Below are 18,832 nucleotides of genomic sequence, written 5' to 3' on the forward strand. Positions count from 1 at the left end.
CGTGCACTATCCACGCGGCTCGCCTCTTCTGCCCGGTTTCTGCAGCTGCCGGTGCCGGTCGAGGTCTCAGCCCTCCCGCAGGTTGGCCAGCACCTCATCGAGGTCGTCGGGCTTGACCAGCACCTCACGCGGCTTGGAGCCCTCCGAGGGGCCCACGATCCCCCGGGTCTCCAGGATGTCCATCAGCCGGCCGGCCTTGGCGAACCCGACCCGCAGCTTGCGCTGCAGCATCGAGGTCGACCCCAGCTGCAGGTTCACCACCAGCTGAGCGGCCTCCAGGACGAGTTCCAGGTCGTCCCCGATGTCCTCGGCGACGGTCTTGCCGGAGTCCGCCGGCGCCGCGACATCGTCGCGGTACTGCGGCGCCAGCTGTTCGCTGACGTAGCTGACCACCGAGCGGATCTCGGCCTCGGTCACCCAGGAGCCCTGGACGCGCAGCGGCTTGGACTGGCCCATCGGCAGGAAGAGCGCGTCGCCCTGGCCGACCAGCTTCTCCGCGCCCGGAGTGTCGAGGATCACCCGAGAGTCGGTCATGGAACTGGTGGCGAAGGCCAGCCGGCTGGGCACGTTGGCCTTGATCAGGCCGGTCACCACGTCGGTGGACGGACGCTGGGTGGCCAGCACCAGGTGAATGCCGGCGGCCCGGGCCAGCTGGGTGATCCGGACGATGGAGTCCTCCACGTCGCGGGGCGCGACCATCATCAGGTCGGCCAGCTCATCCACGATCACCAGCAGATAGGGGTAGGGGGCCAGCACCCGCTCCGACCCCGGCAGCGGCTGCAGTTGGCCCGAGCGAACCGCCTTGTTGAAGTCGTCGACGTGCCGGAAGCCGAAGGCAGCCAGATCGTCGTACCGGGTGTCCATCTCCCGCACCACCCACTGCAGCGCCTCGGCGGCCTTCTTCGGGCTGGTGATGATCGGCGTGACCAGGTGCGGGATGCCCTCGTAGTGGGTGAGCTCGACCCGCTTGGGATCGACCAGCATCATCCGCACCTCGTCGGGTGTGGCGCGCATCAGGATCGAGGTGATCATCGAGTTCACGAAGCTGGACTTGCCCGAACCGGTGGCGCCGGCCACCAGCAGGTGCGGCATCTTGGTCATGTTCGCAACCACGTACCCGCCCTCGACATCCTTGCCCAGCGCGACCGTCATCGGGTGATGGTCGCCCCGCGCCCGGTTGGAGCGCAGCACGTCGCCCAGCGAGACGATCTCCTTGTCGGCGTTCGGGATCTCGATGCCGATCGCCGACTTGCCGGGGATCGGCGACAGGATCCGGACGTCGGCCGAGGCCACAGCGTAGGCGATGTTCTTGCCGAGCGCCGTCACCTTCTCGACCTTGACCGCATTGCCCAGCTCGACCTCGTAGCGGGTCACCGTCGGCCCGCGGGTGTAGCCGGTGACCTCGGCATCGATCTCGAATTGCCGCAGCACACCGGTGAGGCTGGCCACCACCGCGTCACTGGCCTGGCTGCGCGCCTTGGGCACGCTACCGGGCTTCAGCAGGGTCTGGTCAGGCAGGGTGTAGACCACGTCACCGGAGAGTTGGAACTGCTCGGCCCGCAGCGGCTCGGGGGAGATCGTCGGCACCTCGAGTTCGGCCTTCTTCGGCAGCCCGGCGGTCACCTTGGCGGGACGTTCCATGGGCTGGGTGAGCTCGAGGTCGGCCGGGTCGATGTCGACCCGGGTTTCCGGCTCACGCACCAGCGGCGTGGTATAGGCCTCGTCACGGGTGAAGTCGGTGAGTTCCTTCGGCGGCGGCGTGAACTTCTTCTTCAGCTCGGCGAGCCGGGTCGGGATCTCGTGCACCGGGATGCCGACGATCACCAGCACACCGAAGGCCGCCACCAGCACCAGGATCGGCACGGCGATCCACACGCTGACCAGGTCCACCAGGAAGGAGGAGGAGAAGAACCCCAGGAAGCCGCCGGCGGCGCGGACCGCCTCCGTCTCGTGTCCGCGCGGCAGCCCGTCAGCGATGTGGATCAGGCCGAGAACGCCGAGCAGGCTCAGCGTCCAGCCGATCGCCTGCCGTCCACCGGGGCCGTTGCGGTCCGGGTGGCGCAGCGTGCGCCAGGCCATGAAGAAGGCCAGCACCGGCACGGCGTAGCAGAACGAGCCGACCAGGGTCGTGACCCCGATCCGCACCCAGTGGCCCAGGGAGCCCGGCAGGCCGAACCAGAACTCGCCGGCGGTGACCAAGCCGAGGATCAGCAGCACCAGCCCAGCACCGTCGCGCCGCAACTGCGGGTCGAGGTCCTTCGCGCCGCTGCCGATCGCCCGCGCCGAGCCACCCGCCACCGACGCCAGCCCGCGCCAGGCCGCGGCCAGGCCGCGTCCGATCCCGGACAGGAACCGGCTCAGCCCGGAGGGTTGCGGGGTGCGCCCGCGCGCCGAACTGGTGCTACGGGTCGTGCTCTTCTTACTTCCGGACGCTCGGGAGGCCGCGGGACGCGAGGACGCGCTGCTGCGGCTCCGCGAGGGGGAAGACGCGCGGGTCGCCATGGACGAAGGTTAAGCGATCCCCGGCCCGTAGCGGAACCGGCCACGCCGCAACACCGCAAGTTGCCTGTGGGGACGCTGTCTGGTGCTCAGGCCGGTTCAACTCACGAAGTGCTGCCAGCCGGGATCGCCGTCCCAGGTCTCGCCGTCCACCAGGACCGTCGGCTCGCCCGCCCGGACCGCACCGATCACCTGCCAGCCGTCGGGCACCGGGCCGCGCGGGAAGCAGGCCGCCAGCGCGTGGTCATCGCCGCCGGTCAGGACGAACGCCAGCGGATCCCTCCCGCCCAGCGCGGCCGCGACGGCGGTCTGCGGCTCGGCGATGGCGAAGGCGCCCTTGTCCAGGTCGATCGCCACCCCCGACGCTGCGGCGATATGGCCCAGGTCGGCCAGCAGGCCGTCCGAGACGTCCACCATCGCGGTGGCACCGGCCTCGGCTGCGACGATGCCCTGACCGTAGGGCGGGGACGGCACCCGGTGAGCCAGCACCACGGCGGCCGGTGAGCGGAAGCCGCGGTTCAGCACCGCCAGGCCGGCCTCGGCCCAGCCCAGCCTGCCCCGGACCGCCACCACGTCACCGGGACGGGCACCGGCCCGGGTGACCGGGGCTCGTCCTGCCAGTTCGCCGAACACCGTCGAGGTCACCACGATCGCCGGTGCGGACGTGGTGTCGCCGCCCACCAGCAGCACCCCGGCATGGACGCACTCCTCGCGCACCCCGGCACTGAACTCGCGCACCCAGGCCATCTCGGTCTCGGCCGGCAGCGCCAGGCTCATCACCAGCGCCAGCGGACGGGCGCCCTCGGCCTCCAGATCGGCCACCGAGGAAGCCACCGCCTTGCGTCCGACATCGTGGCCGGACGACCAGCTGTCGCGCCAGTGCCGGCCCTGCACCATCGTGTCGGTGGAGACCGCCACCGCACCGGACGGGGTGAACACCGCACAGTCGTCACCGGGACCGACCACCACCTGCTGCGAGCTGGGCAACCCGGCCGTGATCTCGGCGATCAGGCCGAACTCGCCCAGGTCGCCGACCGTGCCGGGCATCACCGCAGCCCTAGGCCCTTGGCCAGGCCGAGGTCGATCAGGTCGGCGACCAGATCGGGGTACTCCAGCCCGCTGGCCTGCCACAACAGCGGGAACATCGAGGTGGCGGTGAAACCCGGCATGGTGTTGAGCTCGTTGACGAAGAACTTTCCGGCCGGGTTGAGGAACAGGTCGATCCTGGCCAGGCCCTCGACACCCATCGCCTCGAAGGTGCGCCCGGCGAGGTCGCGGGCGTCGGCGAGTTCGGCAGGGGTGAGCCGGGCCGGGGCGTCGAGGCTGATCTCGTCGGTGTCGAGGTATTTGGACTCGAAGTCGTAGAACCTGCCCTCGGCGTGCAGCACGATCTCGCCCGGCAGGGACACCCGCGGGGCACCGCCACCGTGGCCCTGCAGCACCGCCACCTCGATCTCGCGGCACCCGACGAAGCCCGCCTCGACCACCACCTTCGGGTCGTGGCTGCGTGCCAGGTCGATGGCCGCGGCCAGGTCTTCGGGGCGCTCGACCCGGGAGATGCCGATGCTCGAGCCGCCGCGGGCGGGCTTGACGAAGGCCGGGTAGCCCAGGCCGGCGACCGCTGCGGTCCAGCGGTCGGGATCCCGCTCCCAGTCGCGCGAACCGAACGCGATCCACCGGCCGACCGGCAGGCCGGCCGCCCACATCGCCCGCTTCATCAGGTCCTTGTCCATGCCGATGGCACTGGCCGCGACCCCTGCCCCGACGTAGGTCACGCCCAGCATCTCGAACAGGCCCTGGATCGTGCCGTCCTCGCCGAACGGGCCGTGCAGCAGGGCGAAGGCGATGTCGATGTCGATGATCTCGCGCAACCGGTCGCCGTCGCGGACGGCGACCTGGCCGCCGTGCCCGCCCCGCAGCAGTACCGCGGGAGGCAAGTCCTCACCGACCTGCGGCAACCGGCCGTCCTCGATCCGGTAGCCGGCCACCACCTCCAGCGGCACCCGGACCCACTCCCCCGTCCGGGTGATCCCGATGCCCACCACCTCGAACCGGGCGGAATCCAGGACGCGGGCCACGCCACCGGCGGTCAGGCAGGAGATCTCGTGCTCGGAGCTCGCACCGCCGAAGACCAGCGCAACTCTGGGACGGTGGGATGTCTGGCTCATCTGTCCTCTTCTCGGGCGATCGGTCGCCAGACTACCGGTCCGGACCGACGCGGCGGGCCTTCTCCTCGGGCGACGTGGGCCAGGACGGCGACGCAGCTTCGACGCAACCGCGCTGTCGAACCGCTGGCGCATCACGCTCCCGGGCGCGCCCCGGGTACCCGCCGTCCCAGCCGCAGGTCGAACCGGCCTGCCGGCGGCGGCTCGCCCCGGATTCCGGCGACCAGCCCGGTGAGGGCTGCCATGATCCGCTCCCCCAGTTCGGCGACCGTCCCTGGGTCGCCGGAGTCGAGGTCGGAGACCACAACGGGCACGCCCAGCCGCAGCGACAACACCGGCCGGGGCACCAGCCGTGGCCAGGAGATCCGACGGCCACCCAGCAGTCGCTGGGCGCCCCACTGCCCCAGCGGCACCACCGGACAGCCGGTGGCCAGGGCGAGCCGGGCGGCGCCCGGATGGGCGGTCATCGGCCAGCCGTCCGGGTCGGCGGTGATCGTCCCCTCCGGGTACACCACCACGCACTCACCGCGACGCAGAGCCGCCTCGGCGGCATCGAGGGAGTCTGCGGCACGCTCGCCGCCACGCTGGACGGGAAGCTGACCGGTGCCTGCCATCACCCGGCCGACCAGCGGCATCCGCCACAGTTCCTGCTTGGCCAGAAAGCGCGGCCAGCGCCCGTTCCAGATCAGGTAGTGGGCGACCACCACCGGATCAGCCTGGCTGATGTGGTTGGCGACCAGGATCACGCCACCGGACGCCGGCAGGGTGCCGGCCGGCCCCCAGTCCAGCCGGGCGACCAACCGGACCAGCACGCCAGCGACCCGGGCGAGCCTGCGGTAGCCCGGCTCAACCGGGTGCGGGTTGGCCACCCGCAAGGGAAGGCCGGCACGCGGGGTTCCGGTCAGCTCGGGCACGACCGCCATTCTGGCCTGCTGCGGGTCGCCGCGCTGGCGTCCCGGCAGGAACGCCCGATCCGCAGTTCAGCCGGCAGTGCGGGCCGGCAGCGTCCTCGGCAGCCAGGCCGGACGGCGGGCCTCGTAGGCCTCGATGTCGTCGACATGCTTCAGGGTGAGGCCGATGTCGTCCAGCCCCTCCAGCAGGCGGTGGCGGGTGTAGTCGTCGATCATGAACTCGAAGACGTTGTCGGCTGCCTCCACGGTGCGGTGGTGCAGGTCGACGGTGAACTCGATGCCCGGCTCGCTCTCGGCGATCTCCCAGAGCTTCTCCACCACGTCCTGCCCGACGGTGGCGATCACCAGCCCGGCCTTGCCGGAGTTGGAGCGGAAGATGTCGCCGAACCGGGAACCGATGACGACCTTGAAACCGTAGTTCTGCAGTGCCCAGACCGCGTGCTCGCGCGACGAGCCGGTGCCGAAGTCGGGGCCGGCGACCAGGATCGACCCGGCCGCGTAGGCGTCCTGGTTGAGCACGAACGCCGGATCGCCCCGCCAGGCGGCGAACAGGCCGTCCTCGAAGCCGGTGCGGGTCACCCGCTTGAGGTAGACCGCCGGAATGATCTGGTCGGTGTCGACATTGCTGTTGCGCAGCGGGACCGCGATCCCGGTGTGGGTGCTGAACTTGTCCATTGCTGCTTCCTTACAGGTCGGCCGGGGAACTGAGGGTGCCGCGGATGGCGGTCGCCGCGGCGACCGGGGGCGACACCAGGTGGGTGCGGCCGCCCTTGCCCTGGCGGCCCTCGAAGTTGCGGTTGGAGGTGGACGCGGCGCGCTCCCCCGGTGCCAACTGGTCGGGGTTCATGCCCAGGCACATCGAGCAGCCGGCAGCCCGCCATTCGGCGCCGAAGTCGAGGAAGACCTGGTCCAGGCCCTCGGATTCGGCCTGCAGCCGGACCCGGGCCGAGCCGGGGACGACCAGCATCCGCACCCCGTCGGCGATCCGCTTGCCCTGCAGCACCGACGCCGCCAGCCGCAGATCCTCGATCCGGCCGTTGGTGCAGGAACCCAGGAAGACGGTGTCGACCTTGATGTCGCGCATCGGGGTGCCGGCGCGCAGATCCATGTAGGTCAGCGCGCGTTCGGCGGCCGAACGGTCGACCGGGTCGGAGAAGTCCTCCGGGGCGGGGACGGCACCGCCCAGCGGGACTCCCTGGCCGGGGTTGGTGCCCCAGGTGACGAACGGGGTCAGCGTGGCCGCGTCGATGTTCACCTCGCGATCGAAGACGGCGTCCGGATCGGAGTAGAGCGTCTTCCAGGACGTCACCGCGGCGTCCCAGTCGGCGCCCTGCGGGGCGTGCGGACGTCCCTTTAAGTAGGCGAAGGTGGTCTCGTCCGGGGCCATCATGCCGGCCTTGGCGCCCCACTCGATGCTCATATTGCAGATCGTCATCCGGCCTTCCATCGAGAGGCTCTCGATGGTCGTGCCGCGGTACTCGACGACATAGCCCTGGCCGCCGCCGGTGCCCACCTTGGCGATCAGGGTGAGGACGATGTCCTTGGCGGTGACGCCTTCGGGCAGGTCGCCGTTGACGTTGACCGCCATCGTCCTGGGACGGGCCTGCGGCAGGGTCTGGGTGGCCAGCACGTGTTCGACCTCGGAGGTGCCGATGCCGAAGGCCAGCGCGCCGAAGGCGCCGTGGGTGGAGGTGTGCGAGTCGCCGCAGACCACGGTCAGGCCGGGCTGGGTCAGGCCCAGCTGTGGGCCGATGATGTGGACGACGCCCTGGTCCTTGTCGCCCAGGGAGTGCCGGCGGACGCCGAACTCGTCGGCATTGCGGCGCAGGGTGTCGACCTGCAGCTTGCTGACCGGGTCGGCGATCGGGGCCAGGATGTTGAGGGTGGGGGTGTTGTGGTCCTCGGTGGCGATCGTCAGGTCGGTGCGGCGGACCTTCCGTCCGGCCAGCCGCAAGCCGTCGAAGGCCTGTGGGCTGGTGACCTCGTGAACCAGGTGAAGATCGATGTAGAGCAGGTCAGGCTCCCCCGGTGCCGAACGCACCACGTGGTTCTCCCACACCTTGTCACTCAACGTCTTGCCCATCAGCACTCCTGTGGTTCGGCCGTGGATCTCACGGCACTCGTAACACACGGGGATGCTACCAGCTTGCATATCATGATGCGAGACGGCAGTATCATCACATGGACAACTCAAGTGGAGTCGGCGTTCTCGACAAAGCGGCTCTGGTGCTCACCGCACTCGAACAGGGCCCGACCACCCTCGCCGGTCTGGTGACCGCGACCGGGCTCGCCCGGCCGACCGCCCATCGGCTGGCGGTTGCCCTCGAACATCATCGTCTGGTCAGCCGCGATCTGCAGGGCCGTTTCGTGCTTGGCCCACGGCTCACCGAGCTCGCCTCTGCTGCCGGTGAGGACCGGCTGCTGGCCACCGCCGGCCCGGTGCTGTCGCGACTGCGTGACATCACCGGCGAGTCCGCCCAGCTCTTCCGCCGCCAGGGCGACTTCCGGGTCTGCGCGGCAGCCGCCGAGCGTCCGTCCGGGTTGCGCGACACCATCCCGGTCGGCTCCCAGCTGACCATGGCCGCCGGCTCCGCAGCCCAGGTGCTGCTGGCCTGGGAGGATCCCGAGCGGATCCAGCGCGGGCTGCAGAACGCCTCCTTCTCTGCGGTGGCGCTGGCCACCGTCCGGCGCCGCGGCTGGGCGCAGTCGGTCGCCGAGCGCGAGGCGGGCGTGGCCTCGGTGTCTGCCCCGGTGCGCTCCCCCAGCGGCAAGGTGATCGCCGCGGTGAGCGTCTCCGGCCCGATCGAACGTCTCTCCCGCCAGCCCGGACGGCTGCACGCCCCGGCGGTGATCGCCGCCGCCGAGCGGCTGTCCGAGGTGCTGCGCCGCAATGGCGGCGAGGGCTAAGGGGGCGACCTCCCTCAGGCCGAGCGGACGGACTGCTCGCTCACCCAACCGGCGAGCTGCCGGGTGACGATACCGGCCAGGGCGTCGATCCAGGGCTCGGCGTCGTTCAGGCACGGCACCCGGACGAAACGCTCCCCGCCGTGGGCGTGGAACTCCTCACGGTTGAGGATGCCGATCTCCTCCTCGGTTTCCAGGCAGTCGGCGGCGAAGCCCGGGCAGAACACGTCCAGTCGTTTCACCCCGGTCTGCCCCAGTTCGGCCACCTTCTCGATGGTCGCGGGTGTGAGCCACTCCCCACGTCCGAACTTCGACTGGTAGGCCATCAGGCACTCGTCCTCGCCCAGCCCGAGCCGCTCCCGTAGCCGGGCGGTGGTCGCCTCGCACTCCCGCGGGTAGGGGTCGCCGCCGGCCACCATCGAGACCGGGATGCCGTGGTAGCTGAGCAGCAGCTTGTCACCGGCCGCGAAGTCCGGCCGTCCCTCGCGCGCCCAGGTCTCCTCGATCCGGGCCGCGGAGGCTTCGATGTAGCCGGTGTCGACGTGGAAGTCGCGCACGGTGCGGTACTCGAACTGGTCGGCCCGGGTCTGGAAGTACTTCCCCAGCACGTCGAGGACGGTGGCCACGGTGGTGGTGGAGAACTGCGGATACATCGGCACGACGAGCACCTTGTCGATCCCCTCGGCCTTCAGCTCGTCCAGCACGCCGGCCAGGCTGGGCTCGCCGTAGCGCATCGCCACGGCCACCCGGGCGGTGTCGCCGAGTTTGTCTGCCAGGGCGCCGGCCTGGGCCTTGGCGTGCACCAGCAGCGGCGAACCGTCCGGGGTCCACACCGAGGCGTACTTCTCGGTGGAGGCCCGGGCGTGGGTCTGCAGCACCCGCAGTTCCAGGATCGGCCGCCACAGCAGCGGGTGCAGTGGAATGATCCGGCGATCGGTGAGGAACTCGCGCAGGTAGCGCTGCACAGCGGGAAGGGTGGGAGCCTCGGGTGTCCCCAGGTTGACCAGCACCACTCCGACGTGCGCCATGAAATACCCCACATTCAGCTCACTCAATTGGTGGTGAGTCTAGCGTCCGCCGCGTCGGGAGCTGGGCATCGTTGCCACCTCGCGGGACGGCGGCCGTCTCTGACTGCCTCCGATCAGCGCCGGCCAAGGAACTCCCGGGCGATGAAGCGCCCGATCCGCGCCCACTCCGAGCCGAACTGATCGTCGGTGACCAGGTAGGTCCAGGTGGCGCCCGGCCGGTACACCCCCGCCTGGTCGAGGTCGAGGTGATCGTCGGCCACGGGCGCCCGCCTGACCAGGCCGGCGGCGTCGGCGAAGGCCCGTTCGATGAGCTGGTGCCAGGAGTCGACCAGCAGCCGGTTGTACTCCGCCAGCGGCTCCAGTCGGGCCAGGGCGCGCAGGTGGATGCCCTCGCGGAGTTCGAGGGCGTAGGCCAGGTGTTCGCTCCAGCGCCGGTCGAGGCTGCTCAGGCAGGCGGTCCGGATGTCCCGCAGCAGGGCCTCGGCTGGCAGCTGCCCGGCCAACGCGGCCATCCGTTTCGGCAGCCGGGCGGTGAGCTCGGTGACCGGCCGGTCGGTGGTCAGCAGCTCCTCGCGCAGCGTGAGCAGTTCGTCGCGCTGCAGCGCGATCAGGCTGCCGTAGCGCCGGGCGAGGTCGCGCAGGGCGCGCTGCTGGCCGTCGGAGATCCGCTGGGCGTGGTCGACCAGGTTGGTGCGCAGCTTCTTGTCCAGCACCGTGCCGTCGAGCAGGACGTGACGGGCCGGACTGTGGTCGGGGTCGTTCTCGGTGACCAGCGGGTCGGCCAGGCTGGTGAAGAAGATCGAGCGTCCGGGGTCGCCCTGGCGTCCGGCCCGGCCGCGGAGCTGGGCGTCCAGCCGGGCACTGGCGAATCGCGCGATCCCGACGATGCACAGCCCGCCCAGACCCGCAGCACCTTCGGCCAGCCGGATGTCCACCCCGCGGCCGGCCATCTGGGTGGAGACGGTGAGCCGTCCGACGCTGCCGGCCAGGGCGATGATGCCGGCTTCCTCGGCGTCGTTGCGGGCGTTGAGCACCACCGAGACCAGTCCGTGGGCGGCCAGCAGACCCGCGAACCGTTCGGAGTCGGCCACCGAGCCGGTGGCGACCAGCACGGGCTGGCCGGTGGCGTGCGACTCCTGAACGAAGGCGACGGCGGCGGCATCCCGCTCGTCGATGGTCTCGTAGAGCCGGTCAGGTTCGTCCACCCGGATGCAAGGACTGTTGGGCGGCAGCGGCCCGCAGCGCAGACCGTAGAGCTCCTGCAGTTCGTCGGCGGCACTGGCCAGGGTGGCGCTCATCCCGACCACCGAGCGGTAGCGGCCGACCAGGTCGCGCACCAGCAGCTGGTCGAGCACCTCGACGCCGGCGCTGGCGGCCAGGCCCTCCTTGGCCTCCACCGCCTCCTGCAGGCCCTCGGGCCAGCGCTGCAGTGCCTCCACCCGACCGCGGGACTGGCTGACCAGCCGCACCCGGCCGTTCTCGACCACGTACTCGACGTCACGGACCAGCAACACCTCGGCGTGCAGCGCTATGTTCACCCGGGTCAGGAGCTCCTGGTCAGCGCCGAACAGGTCCACCCCCGGGTAGTGCCGCTCGACCGCCTGCAGCCCCTGCTCGGTGAGGTGCAGGGTGCGCCGGTCAGCGTCCACCAGGTAGTCCGCGCTCTCGACGAGGGTGCGGACGAAGGCGGCGATCTCCCGGTCCCCGTTCCCGGCCGCGGCGGCCTCGCCGGCCAGTACCAGTGGCACCCTGGCCTCGTCCAGCAGCACCGCATCGGCCTCGTCGAGGACGGCGGCGTCCCGGCCGATTCCGACCCGCTCGGCGACGTCCAGCCGTACCCGGTCGCGCAGCACGTCGAACCCGGCCTCGGTCACCGGGACGTAGACCACCTCGGCCCGGTAGGCCTGCTGACGCTGCTCGTGGACGGTGTGGGAGGTGACGAACCCGACGCTGGCACCGGCCGCCCTGAGCAGCGGTCCCATCCAGCCCGCGTCGCGCTCGGCCAGGTAGTCGTTGGCCGACAGGACGTGTACCCGCCGTCCGGCCCGCACCAGCCCGGCAGCCACGATCGCCCCGACCAGGGTCTTGCCTTCACCGGTGGCCAGCTCGACCGAGATGCCGCGCAGCATGGCGGTAGCCGCCTGCAGTTGCACGTCGAACGGACGCAGCCCCAGCTGCCGCTCGGCCAGTTCGCGGGCCACAGCGAGGAACTCGGCCAGCGTGTCGTCGTCGTCCACGAAGCCGGTCGGCAACCCCGCCAGCCGGGAGCCGAGGTCCTCGTCCGGCAGCTCGCCCAGCTGCGCGGCCAGCACCGACGCCCGCGCAACCACTGTGGCCAGCCCGGCCAGGTCGACCGCGCCTGGCTTGTCCAGCACCCAGTTCCGGGCCCGCTGCCACGCCGAAGTCATGGCCCCACCTCACCACACCGTTCAAGCGGGCGGTCTGCGGTCAGCGTGGGGATGTGGCCGTGAAGGTGGCCAGGGCAGTGCCGCCACCGTCGAACAAGGTCAGCGTCGAGCCGTCGATTTTCGCGGTTCGGGTCTGTTCGAGGGCCTGGGTCAGGGCGCCCTCCTGGTTGCTGGTCTCCGCCGGGCACCCGACGAGGCTGGTCCCCAGCCTTGAGAAGGTCAGCGAGGAGCCGTCCACCGTGTACAGCCCGTCAGTGCTGTTGCAGCCACCGACTGCCTGCCGAACGTAGCCGTCCGGTTCGAACACCAGACCGGGCCGCTCATAGCGACCGGGAACGTAGTCAGCGCCGCGAACCGTCTGCACCTCCCAGGTTGGCCCGACCAGAGCACTCCCGAGGTCGGCCGTAGTTCTGGTGGGCGCGGAGGTCGCCGGTCCGGTCGTCGGTGCCGTCGACACGGGCACGGGCGGGTTGGTCGACGCCGATGCAGCCGGACTGACCGGAATCGGCGCCGGAGCCGCCGGCAGGCTGTCCAGCGGCCTCAGCCACCACCCCACCACGCCCACGGCGACCACCAGGACAATCGACACCGCGACCAGAAAGGCCAGCCGGGTCAGCCGCATCCCCTGGGCCGTCACGTAGTCGGCGAACGGGGGTCGCCCGGCACCGTCCACCGCCACCTCAGAGCCCTGTCTCGCCACCGACACACCATAAAGAGTGGCCGGCGGGGCGGTTCGTTGCAGTGCTTTCCGCAGGAGATTTCCGCGATGCCCCGGGCTCGGTCAGTCACCGAGCGGTCAGCTGCCGGCTGCCGCCGGACAGCGGCCCGGCAAGGCAGCCAGACAGGGGACGCGCCGAGGCCGTACGACGCGCCCCCTGCGATCTGGGTGCAGGCTGGTCGATCAGGCCGACCCGGGTGACCGTGCCCGTCAGGCGCCGGCGGACAGCCCCGCGGAGGAGATGTCCATCGTGGAACCGTCAGCCGGAGGGCCGCCCGCCCGCTGTCCCGCGATCAGCCTGCGATAGTGATGCGCGCTCTGCTTGGGCAGCAGCCGACCGGTCGGGAAGTCGACATAGAACAGCCCGTACCGCAACTGGTAGCCGTAGGACCACTCGAAGGTATCCATCAGCGACCAGTGGAAGTAGGCCTCGACCCGGGCACCCTGGTCCCTCGCGGTCGCCAGGGCTGCCAGGTACTGGTCGAGATAGGCAATCCGCTCGACATCATTGCAGCGTGCGTCGGGCCCGAGGTAGTCCCACAACCCGATACCGTTCTCGGTCACCCAGATCGGTAACTCGGGCTCCAGCGCGGCGACCCGGAGCAGCACTCGGGTGAAGCCCGCCGGATTCACGGCGACGCCGTTCCCACTGCGCGGTTCGGGCACCGGGAGCTTCTCGATCCCCCGGACGACCAGGTCATTGCCAACCCGGGACGCCCGCACCAGGTTGTGCTCGTAGTAGTTGACGCCCAGGAAGTCCAGCGGCTCGGCAATCCGCGTCACGTCGACCCCGCGCAGCGCTGCCTCGACCACGTCGGCGCCGAAGTAGCCGACGGTGTCGTCGGGCAGCCGGCCGCGCAGCGCCGGATCGAGGAAGAGCCGGTTCTCCACCAGGTCGGCAACCCGGGTGGCTGCCAGGTCGGCGGGGTTGTCGGTGGCCGCTTCCAGGTCGGACAGGTTGAGTGACACGCCCACCCGGGCGGTTGGTGCGAGCCGGCGGACGGCCCGCACTGCCTCGCCGTGGGCATGCAACTGGACCAGGGCTGCCCGCAGGGCCGTGGCCTCGTCATGGAGACCGGGAGCATGCAGGCCGCTGAGGTGGCCGTGGAAGGCAGCGCAGAACGGCTCGTTGACGGTGATCCATTCCGAGACGAGATCGCCGAGTTCGCCGACAGCCAGGGCTGCGAACTCGGCGAAGGCATCCGCGGTCGCCAGGTTGGCCCAGCCACCGGCGTCCTGCAACCACTGCGGCAGGTCCCAGTGGTAGAGCGTGACGACCGGCGTCACGCCACGGTCGCGCAGCCCCTGGAGCACCCGGCGGTAGTAGGCGATCCCCTCGGGGTTGGGCCTGCCGTCCGGGCCGGTGACCATCCGGGTCCACGCCACCGACAACCGGTAGGTGTCCAGTCCCAACCACGCGACAGCGTCCAGCAGGACCGCCGGGTGGTGGTAGATCCGGGCGGCGATCTCCCCGCTGTCGCCTCGCGGGATGGCACCTGGGCGGGCGGTGAAGGTGTCCCAGATGCTGGGGGTGCGTCCGCCCTCGTCGACTGCGCCTTCGACCTGGTAGGCGGCGGTCGCACTCCCCCAGCGGACTCCTGCCAATGCACTCATGGGTTCTCTCCTTGGTACGCGGACCCCGCCGCAGTCAGTAGCCCGCACGGAGCCCACTCAGCAGATTGCGCTGCAGCGCGAAACAGAGGACGACCGGCGGCAGGGTCAGGGCGATACCGCCGGCCATCAGTTCACCCCAGTAGATCTTGTAGCCGGTCTGCATCTGCAGCAGGCCGGAGGTCAGGGGCATGACCTCCGCGTCGGTGATGAAGGTCATCGGGAACAACAGGTCCGTCCAGCCAGCGAGGAAGCTGTACAGCACCGCCGTCATGATGCCTGGCCTGGCCAGCGGGATCACGATCCGGAAGAACACCGCGAAGGGCGACAGCCCGTCGAGTTCAGCAGCCTCCTCGACCTCCCGCGGGACGGTGGCGAAGAAGGGCCTCAGGATCCAGATCACGAACGGCAGGTTCAGCACGGTGACGCCAACGATCACCCCGGTGACCGAGTTGAGCAGTCCGAGGGCCTGCATGATCACGTACAACGGCACCACGAGGGCGGATGGGGTGACCATCCGCGCCACCATCAGGAAGCCGAGCGCGACCCCGCTGCCCCGCCACGGATACCGGGCGAACCCGTAGGCGCCCAGACCGCCGAGGATCACGCTGGTCACCACCGTCACCACGGCGATAAGCGTGGAGTTGAGGGAGGACGGGCCGAAGTGGAACTGCGTGAACAGGTTTGCGTAGTGCTCGCCGGTGAACGCGTCCGGCCAGCGCAGCGGGGTCCGGCTGAAGATCGCAGAGTCGGGCTTGACCGAGGTGAACGCCATCCACAGCATCGGGAGCAGCATCAGCCCGGCGATCACCGTCAGGACGATCCCGGAGGCGGCCACGCCCAGACGCTTGCGATCGTGATAGGTCAGCGTCATCGGTCGTTCCTCCGCTGGGAGAGCAGCAGCGCGGTGCCGAACACCAGCGAGATGGCGAGCGCGGCGACCGCCTGGGTGGCGGCGGCTCCGAAATCGAGGTGGGTGAAGGCAGTCCGCCAGATCAACAGCGGGAACACCCGGGTGTCGTCGCCGGGCCCACCGCCGGTGGTGGCGAAGACCGTGTCGAACACCTTGGTGAAGGCGTCCACGGCCCGGAAGGCGGCCGTGATCACCATCACCGGCAGGATGGAGGGAAGGGTGATCGAGAACAGCTGCCGCAGCGCGCCGGCTCCGTCGAGCGCGGCCGCCTCGTACTGCGAGGGCTCGATCGACATCACCGCAGCGAGCATCACGAACAGGACGAAGGGCATCATCTTCCAGGCGTCGATCGCCACGATCGAGGCCATCGGGTAGTCGACCAGCCACGGTGTCCGACTGCCCAGCAGTGCGTTGACGGGTCCGAACTGGGCGTCGAGCAGCATCCGCCAGGCGTACGCGCCGGCGATCGCGGGCACGGCGAACGGGATGATGTAGGCCGAACCGAGCAGCTTCGCAGCCAACCGCGAGCCCCGTCCGCGGGCGCCGAGCATCACATGCGCGAGCAGGATGGCGCACGCGGTGCCGAGGACCACCTCGAGGGCCACCGAGGCGACGGTGAACCGGAGGGTGACCGACAGTGAGTTCGCGACCGTGGAGTCGGTGAGGAGTCTGGCGTAGTTCGCCAGCCCGGCCCAGGTTGCCTCCGGCGAGGTCAGCGGACGGTAGTTGTGGAAGGACAGGTAGCCGAGGTAGCCCAGCGGATAGGCCATCACGACACCGACGAAGACCATCGCCGGCAGGGTGAAAGCCAGCCCGGTCCGGTGACGTCGCCGGGAGGTCGCCGGGGTCCGCGGCGAACGAGAGGCGGGGCCGCCGGGTCGCGGGGTGGCGTCAGCCGCCTCCCCGCGGCCGGCGGTGACCGAGTCCGTCACTCGATCGCCTTCCGTCCGGCGAACTTCTCCTCCTGCAGCCAGCGTGCGGCTTCCTGGGCGCTCGCCTTGCCGGAGGTGACCTTGGCGATCGCCTCGGAGACCCCGGACGAGAGTTCGCCCGACCAGGTGGTGTGCAGGTAGGTGAGCCGCGCGGCAACCGTCTTCAGCATCTCCAGTTCGGGCAGCGCGGCGGCGAAGTCGGCCGAGGCCTGCTGCGACTCCAGCACCGGCAGGTTGCCGGTCTGTGTGGTCTGAGCCAGCTGGTAGGCGTCGCCCAGCATCCAGGCGATGAAGGCGCCGGCGGCGTCCGGGTTGGGTGCCTTCTCGGGGATGGTCGCCAGCATCGCGCCGAGGTGGGTCTTCACTCCCGCCGGCGGCGCCATCGCCAGGGTGTCGCCCATGTCGGCGCCGAGGGTGCGCCAGGCATACAGCCAGTTCTGGTAGATCGCGATCGTCCCGGCCTTCATCTGGTTGTCGCAGTCGAAGAAGCTCAACGACTCCCAGCCCGGCGCGCTGAGCGCAGTGAGCTGCTTGATGTACTCCAGCGACTTCACCTGTTCGGGGGTGTTGAGGGTGAGGCCGCCGGTGGTGAGGTCACCGAAGTTGGAGTCCTGACCGTAGGTGAAGTAGGTGTCGTCCAGGAACACCGACCAGTCGACTCCGCCCAGGCAGGTTCCGTACAGCCCTTTGTCGGGGCGGTTGAAGAAGGTGGCGATGTCAACCAGTTCATCGAAGGTCGTCGGTGGCGCGAGCTCTCGTCCGTACGTGGCCTTGAAGGCAGCCTGCTCGTCGGGATTGCTGAACAGGTCGGCGCGGTAGTAGGTGACCGGGAAGTTGTAGTACTGGGGCGCGCCGACGAAGGCGCCCGCCTCGGTGGTGAACAGGTCGTGGTTGACCACGTCCTTGACCACGTCAGCGCCCAGGTAGGGAGTGAGATCTTTGGCGTGGGCGTGTTTGAGCATCCAGACGGCGTCATCACCGCCGCCCAGGAAGACAATGTCGTAGGTGCCGGCGTCCTGGGACAGTTCGGCGACCTTGCGCTGTCCCCAGACGTCGCGGGCGACCTTGTCGACCTTGACGGTGATCCCGGAACTGGACGTGAAGCCCGCCGCCTCGGCGGCGAGCGCGTCGGTCTCGGGACCTTCGACGGCCAGCACCCGGATCTCCCCCGACGGCGCAGTGGTGCCGGGAGTGGTGCTGGTCGTGGTGCTGGTGGTCGGTTGCGTAGTAGATACGGGGGCGCCGGCGGTGCAGCCGGCGAACAGGCCGGCCGACAGTGCGACGGCTGCTACCCCGGTGATGGCAGGCCGAACGACCGGGTGTCGTGTCATGAGTTTCTCCTCATTGAGTTGGTGGTCGGGAACCGGGCGACTGCCGGGGCCCCGCTGCGAGTGCGTCCAATGACGCGCGTCGCGGTGTGGTGTTCCTCTCGTGGGCGGGCTTGTGGTCAAGCGGCGGATGGGACCAACCCGGTCTCGATGAAGAGATCAACCGGCAGGGTCGCCGCGCCGAGCGTGACGGCCTCCGTGCCGAGCTGCGATCTCTCCACCACGGCCTGTTCTCCGGGTTGCTTGAGGGAGAAGCGGCGCACGGCGGCGCCCAGCTCCTCGGGATGGTCCCGGGCGATCAGGTCGCCGAACCAGCCGCCGACGATGATCTTCTCCGGGTTGTAGAGGTTGACGAGGTTCGCCAGGGCGAGACCGAGGTGGTCGATGACCGCAGCAACAGCGCGGACCGCTTCGGTCTCCCCGCGAGCGTGCGCGGCAAGCAGCTCCCGGATGCCCTCGGGTTCGCGTCCGGTGAAGTCGTCGGAGCCACGCCAGTCGCGCAGCACCGCCGAGGCGCCGACGATCGACTCGACACAGCCGCGGGATCCGCAGCGGCAGGGCGGCCCATCCAGGCTGATCTTGGTGTGGCCCCACTCTCCCGCACCGCTGCTGGCGCCGCGGTAGAGCCGACCGTTGGTGATGATGCCCGCGCCGACGCCGTCGCCGACCAGCGCGACGATGGCATGCTCGGCACCCCGCGCAGAGCCGTACCAGTGCTCTGCCTGGGTGGTGGTCTTCGCGCCGTTGTCCACCAGGACGGGGATGCTCAGCGCCGATTCCAGCCAGCCGAAGGCGGCGCTGCTCCAGCCGATGACGTCGGCGTGGACGACCGCGGCCGGGGTCGCCGGATGTTCGACCACGCCCGGCACTCCGAGGCCCAGGCCGATGACCTTCTGCTGCTCCAGCCCGGTCTCGGAGAGCAGGTCGGTGACATGGCTGGCGACGATCTCGCCGACTCGCGCCGGGTCGATCCGGCGACCCGGAAAGGAGGTCGAGCGGGCGGCCAGCCGGTCGAGGGTGAGGCCGTACACCGCCGTGGACACCTGGGCCTCGCTGACATCCGCACCGAACACGAAGCCGGCACGAGGATCGACATGCAGGAGCACGCGGCGACGGCCACCGGCGGAATCCAAGAAGCCCGTCTCCTGGACGGTCCCCTCGTCGATCAGCTCGCTGACCACGCTCGTCACCGTTGCCGGCGACAATCCGGTGTCGGCGCCGAGGTCGCTCCGGGAGGTCTCACCTGCCAGCACCAGCCGCCGCAGCAGCAACGCGCGGTTGCTGCGCCTGACATCGCGCACGGATGCCTTCTTCGCCACTGGTGCTCCTTCGTTCGGATATTAGTTTATAGTCCAAAATATCAATGTCAAGGATGTCGCCCACCCTTGCCGGGCATCACCTGCAGGTCGGCCTCG

15 protein-coding genes are annotated in these 18,832 nt (G+C 70.2%); 1 reads left to right on the top strand and 14 read right to left on the bottom strand.

The genetic code is table 11. From position 1 onward, the window contains the following. Positions 1–66 precede the first annotated feature (66 nt). The 6 genes from VB080_RS04630 to leuC form a co-directional block, all read right to left on the bottom strand. Positions 67–2,502: an FtsK/SpoIIIE family DNA translocase gene (locus tag VB080_RS04630; protein WP_323417258.1), complete on the bottom strand. Its 2,436-nt coding sequence runs from the start codon at positions 2,500–2,502 to the stop codon at positions 67–69. Between the two features lie 96 nt (positions 2,503–2,598). Beyond that, on the bottom strand, positions 2,599–3,546 hold the full coding sequence (locus tag VB080_RS04635; protein WP_323417259.1) for a thiamine-phosphate kinase: 948 nt from the start codon (positions 3,544–3,546) through the stop codon (positions 2,599–2,601). Further along, complete coding sequence (locus VB080_RS04640) at positions 3,546–4,667, bottom strand: D-alanine--D-alanine ligase family protein (protein WP_323417260.1); 1,122 nt, start codon at positions 4,665–4,667, stop codon at positions 3,546–3,548. Before VB080_RS04640 ends, VB080_RS04635 begins: the two co-directional genes overlap by 1 nt. Positions 4,668–4,798: 131 nt before the next feature. After that, complete coding sequence (locus VB080_RS04645; protein ID WP_323417261.1) at positions 4,799–5,578, bottom strand: lysophospholipid acyltransferase family protein; 780 nt, start codon at positions 5,576–5,578, stop codon at positions 4,799–4,801. Positions 5,579–5,644: 66 nt separating this feature from the next. Next, a complete protein-coding gene (leuD, locus tag VB080_RS04650) occupies positions 5,645–6,250 on the bottom strand; it encodes a 3-isopropylmalate dehydratase small subunit (RefSeq protein WP_323417262.1) in 606 nt (201 codons plus the stop codon). Between the two features lie 10 nt (positions 6,251–6,260). Continuing rightward, positions 6,261–7,658 (bottom strand): 3-isopropylmalate dehydratase large subunit, encoded by a 1,398-nt coding sequence (leuC, locus tag VB080_RS04655; protein ID WP_323417263.1) that lies wholly within the window; start codon positions 7,656–7,658, stop codon positions 6,261–6,263. 98 nt (positions 7,659–7,756) lie between these two features. On the opposite strand from leuC, the gene VB080_RS04660 reads away from it, so the two are divergent. After that, positions 7,757–8,482 (top strand): IclR family transcriptional regulator, encoded by a 726-nt coding sequence (locus VB080_RS04660; RefSeq protein ID WP_323417264.1) that lies wholly within the window; start codon positions 7,757–7,759, stop codon positions 8,480–8,482. A gap of 14 nt (positions 8,483–8,496) precedes the next feature. On the opposite strand, the gene hemH is transcribed toward VB080_RS04660, so the two are convergent. From hemH to VB080_RS04700, 8 genes are all read right to left on the bottom strand, one after another. Next, positions 8,497–9,534 (bottom strand): ferrochelatase, encoded by a 1,038-nt coding sequence (gene hemH, locus VB080_RS04665; RefSeq protein WP_323417265.1) that lies wholly within the window; start codon positions 9,532–9,534, stop codon positions 8,497–8,499. A gap of 86 nt (positions 9,535–9,620) precedes the next feature. Continuing rightward, entirely contained in the window at positions 9,621–11,915 is a 2,295-nt protein-coding gene (gene secA2, locus VB080_RS04670; RefSeq protein ID WP_323417266.1) for an accessory Sec system translocase SecA2, read from the bottom strand. 40 nt (positions 11,916–11,955) lie between these two features. Then, positions 11,956–12,615, bottom strand: a complete 660-nt coding sequence (locus VB080_RS04675; protein ID WP_323417267.1) for an META domain-containing protein — start codon at positions 12,613–12,615, stop codon at positions 11,956–11,958. A 228-nt stretch (positions 12,616–12,843) separates the two neighbouring features. Then, on the bottom strand, positions 12,844–14,247 hold the full coding sequence (locus tag VB080_RS04680; RefSeq protein ID WP_323417268.1) for a glycoside hydrolase family 1 protein: 1,404 nt from the start codon (positions 14,245–14,247) through the stop codon (positions 12,844–12,846). Positions 14,248–14,281: 34 nt separating this feature from the next. Next, entirely contained in the window at positions 14,282–15,118 is an 837-nt protein-coding gene (locus VB080_RS04685) for a carbohydrate ABC transporter permease (RefSeq protein ID WP_323417269.1), read from the bottom strand. After that, on the bottom strand, positions 15,115–16,089 hold the full coding sequence (locus VB080_RS04690; protein WP_323417270.1) for a sugar ABC transporter permease: 975 nt from the start codon (positions 16,087–16,089) through the stop codon (positions 15,115–15,117). Before VB080_RS04690 ends, VB080_RS04685 begins: the two co-directional genes overlap by 4 nt. Beyond that, positions 16,086–17,420, bottom strand: a complete 1,335-nt coding sequence (locus VB080_RS04695; RefSeq protein WP_323417271.1) for an extracellular solute-binding protein — start codon at positions 17,418–17,420, stop codon at positions 16,086–16,088. The genes VB080_RS04690 and VB080_RS04695 overlap by 4 nt, the downstream gene beginning before the upstream one ends. A gap of 116 nt (positions 17,421–17,536) precedes the next feature. Further along, positions 17,537–18,736: an ROK family protein gene (locus VB080_RS04700; RefSeq protein WP_323417272.1), complete on the bottom strand. Its 1,200-nt coding sequence runs from the start codon at positions 18,734–18,736 to the stop codon at positions 17,537–17,539. Positions 18,737–18,832: the final 96 nt, after the last annotated feature.

It is taken from the genome of Propionicimonas sp., from assembly GCF_034927565.1.
In the GTDB taxonomy this organism is placed as follows: Bacteria; Actinomycetota; Actinomycetes; order Propionibacteriales; family Propionibacteriaceae; genus Propionicimonas.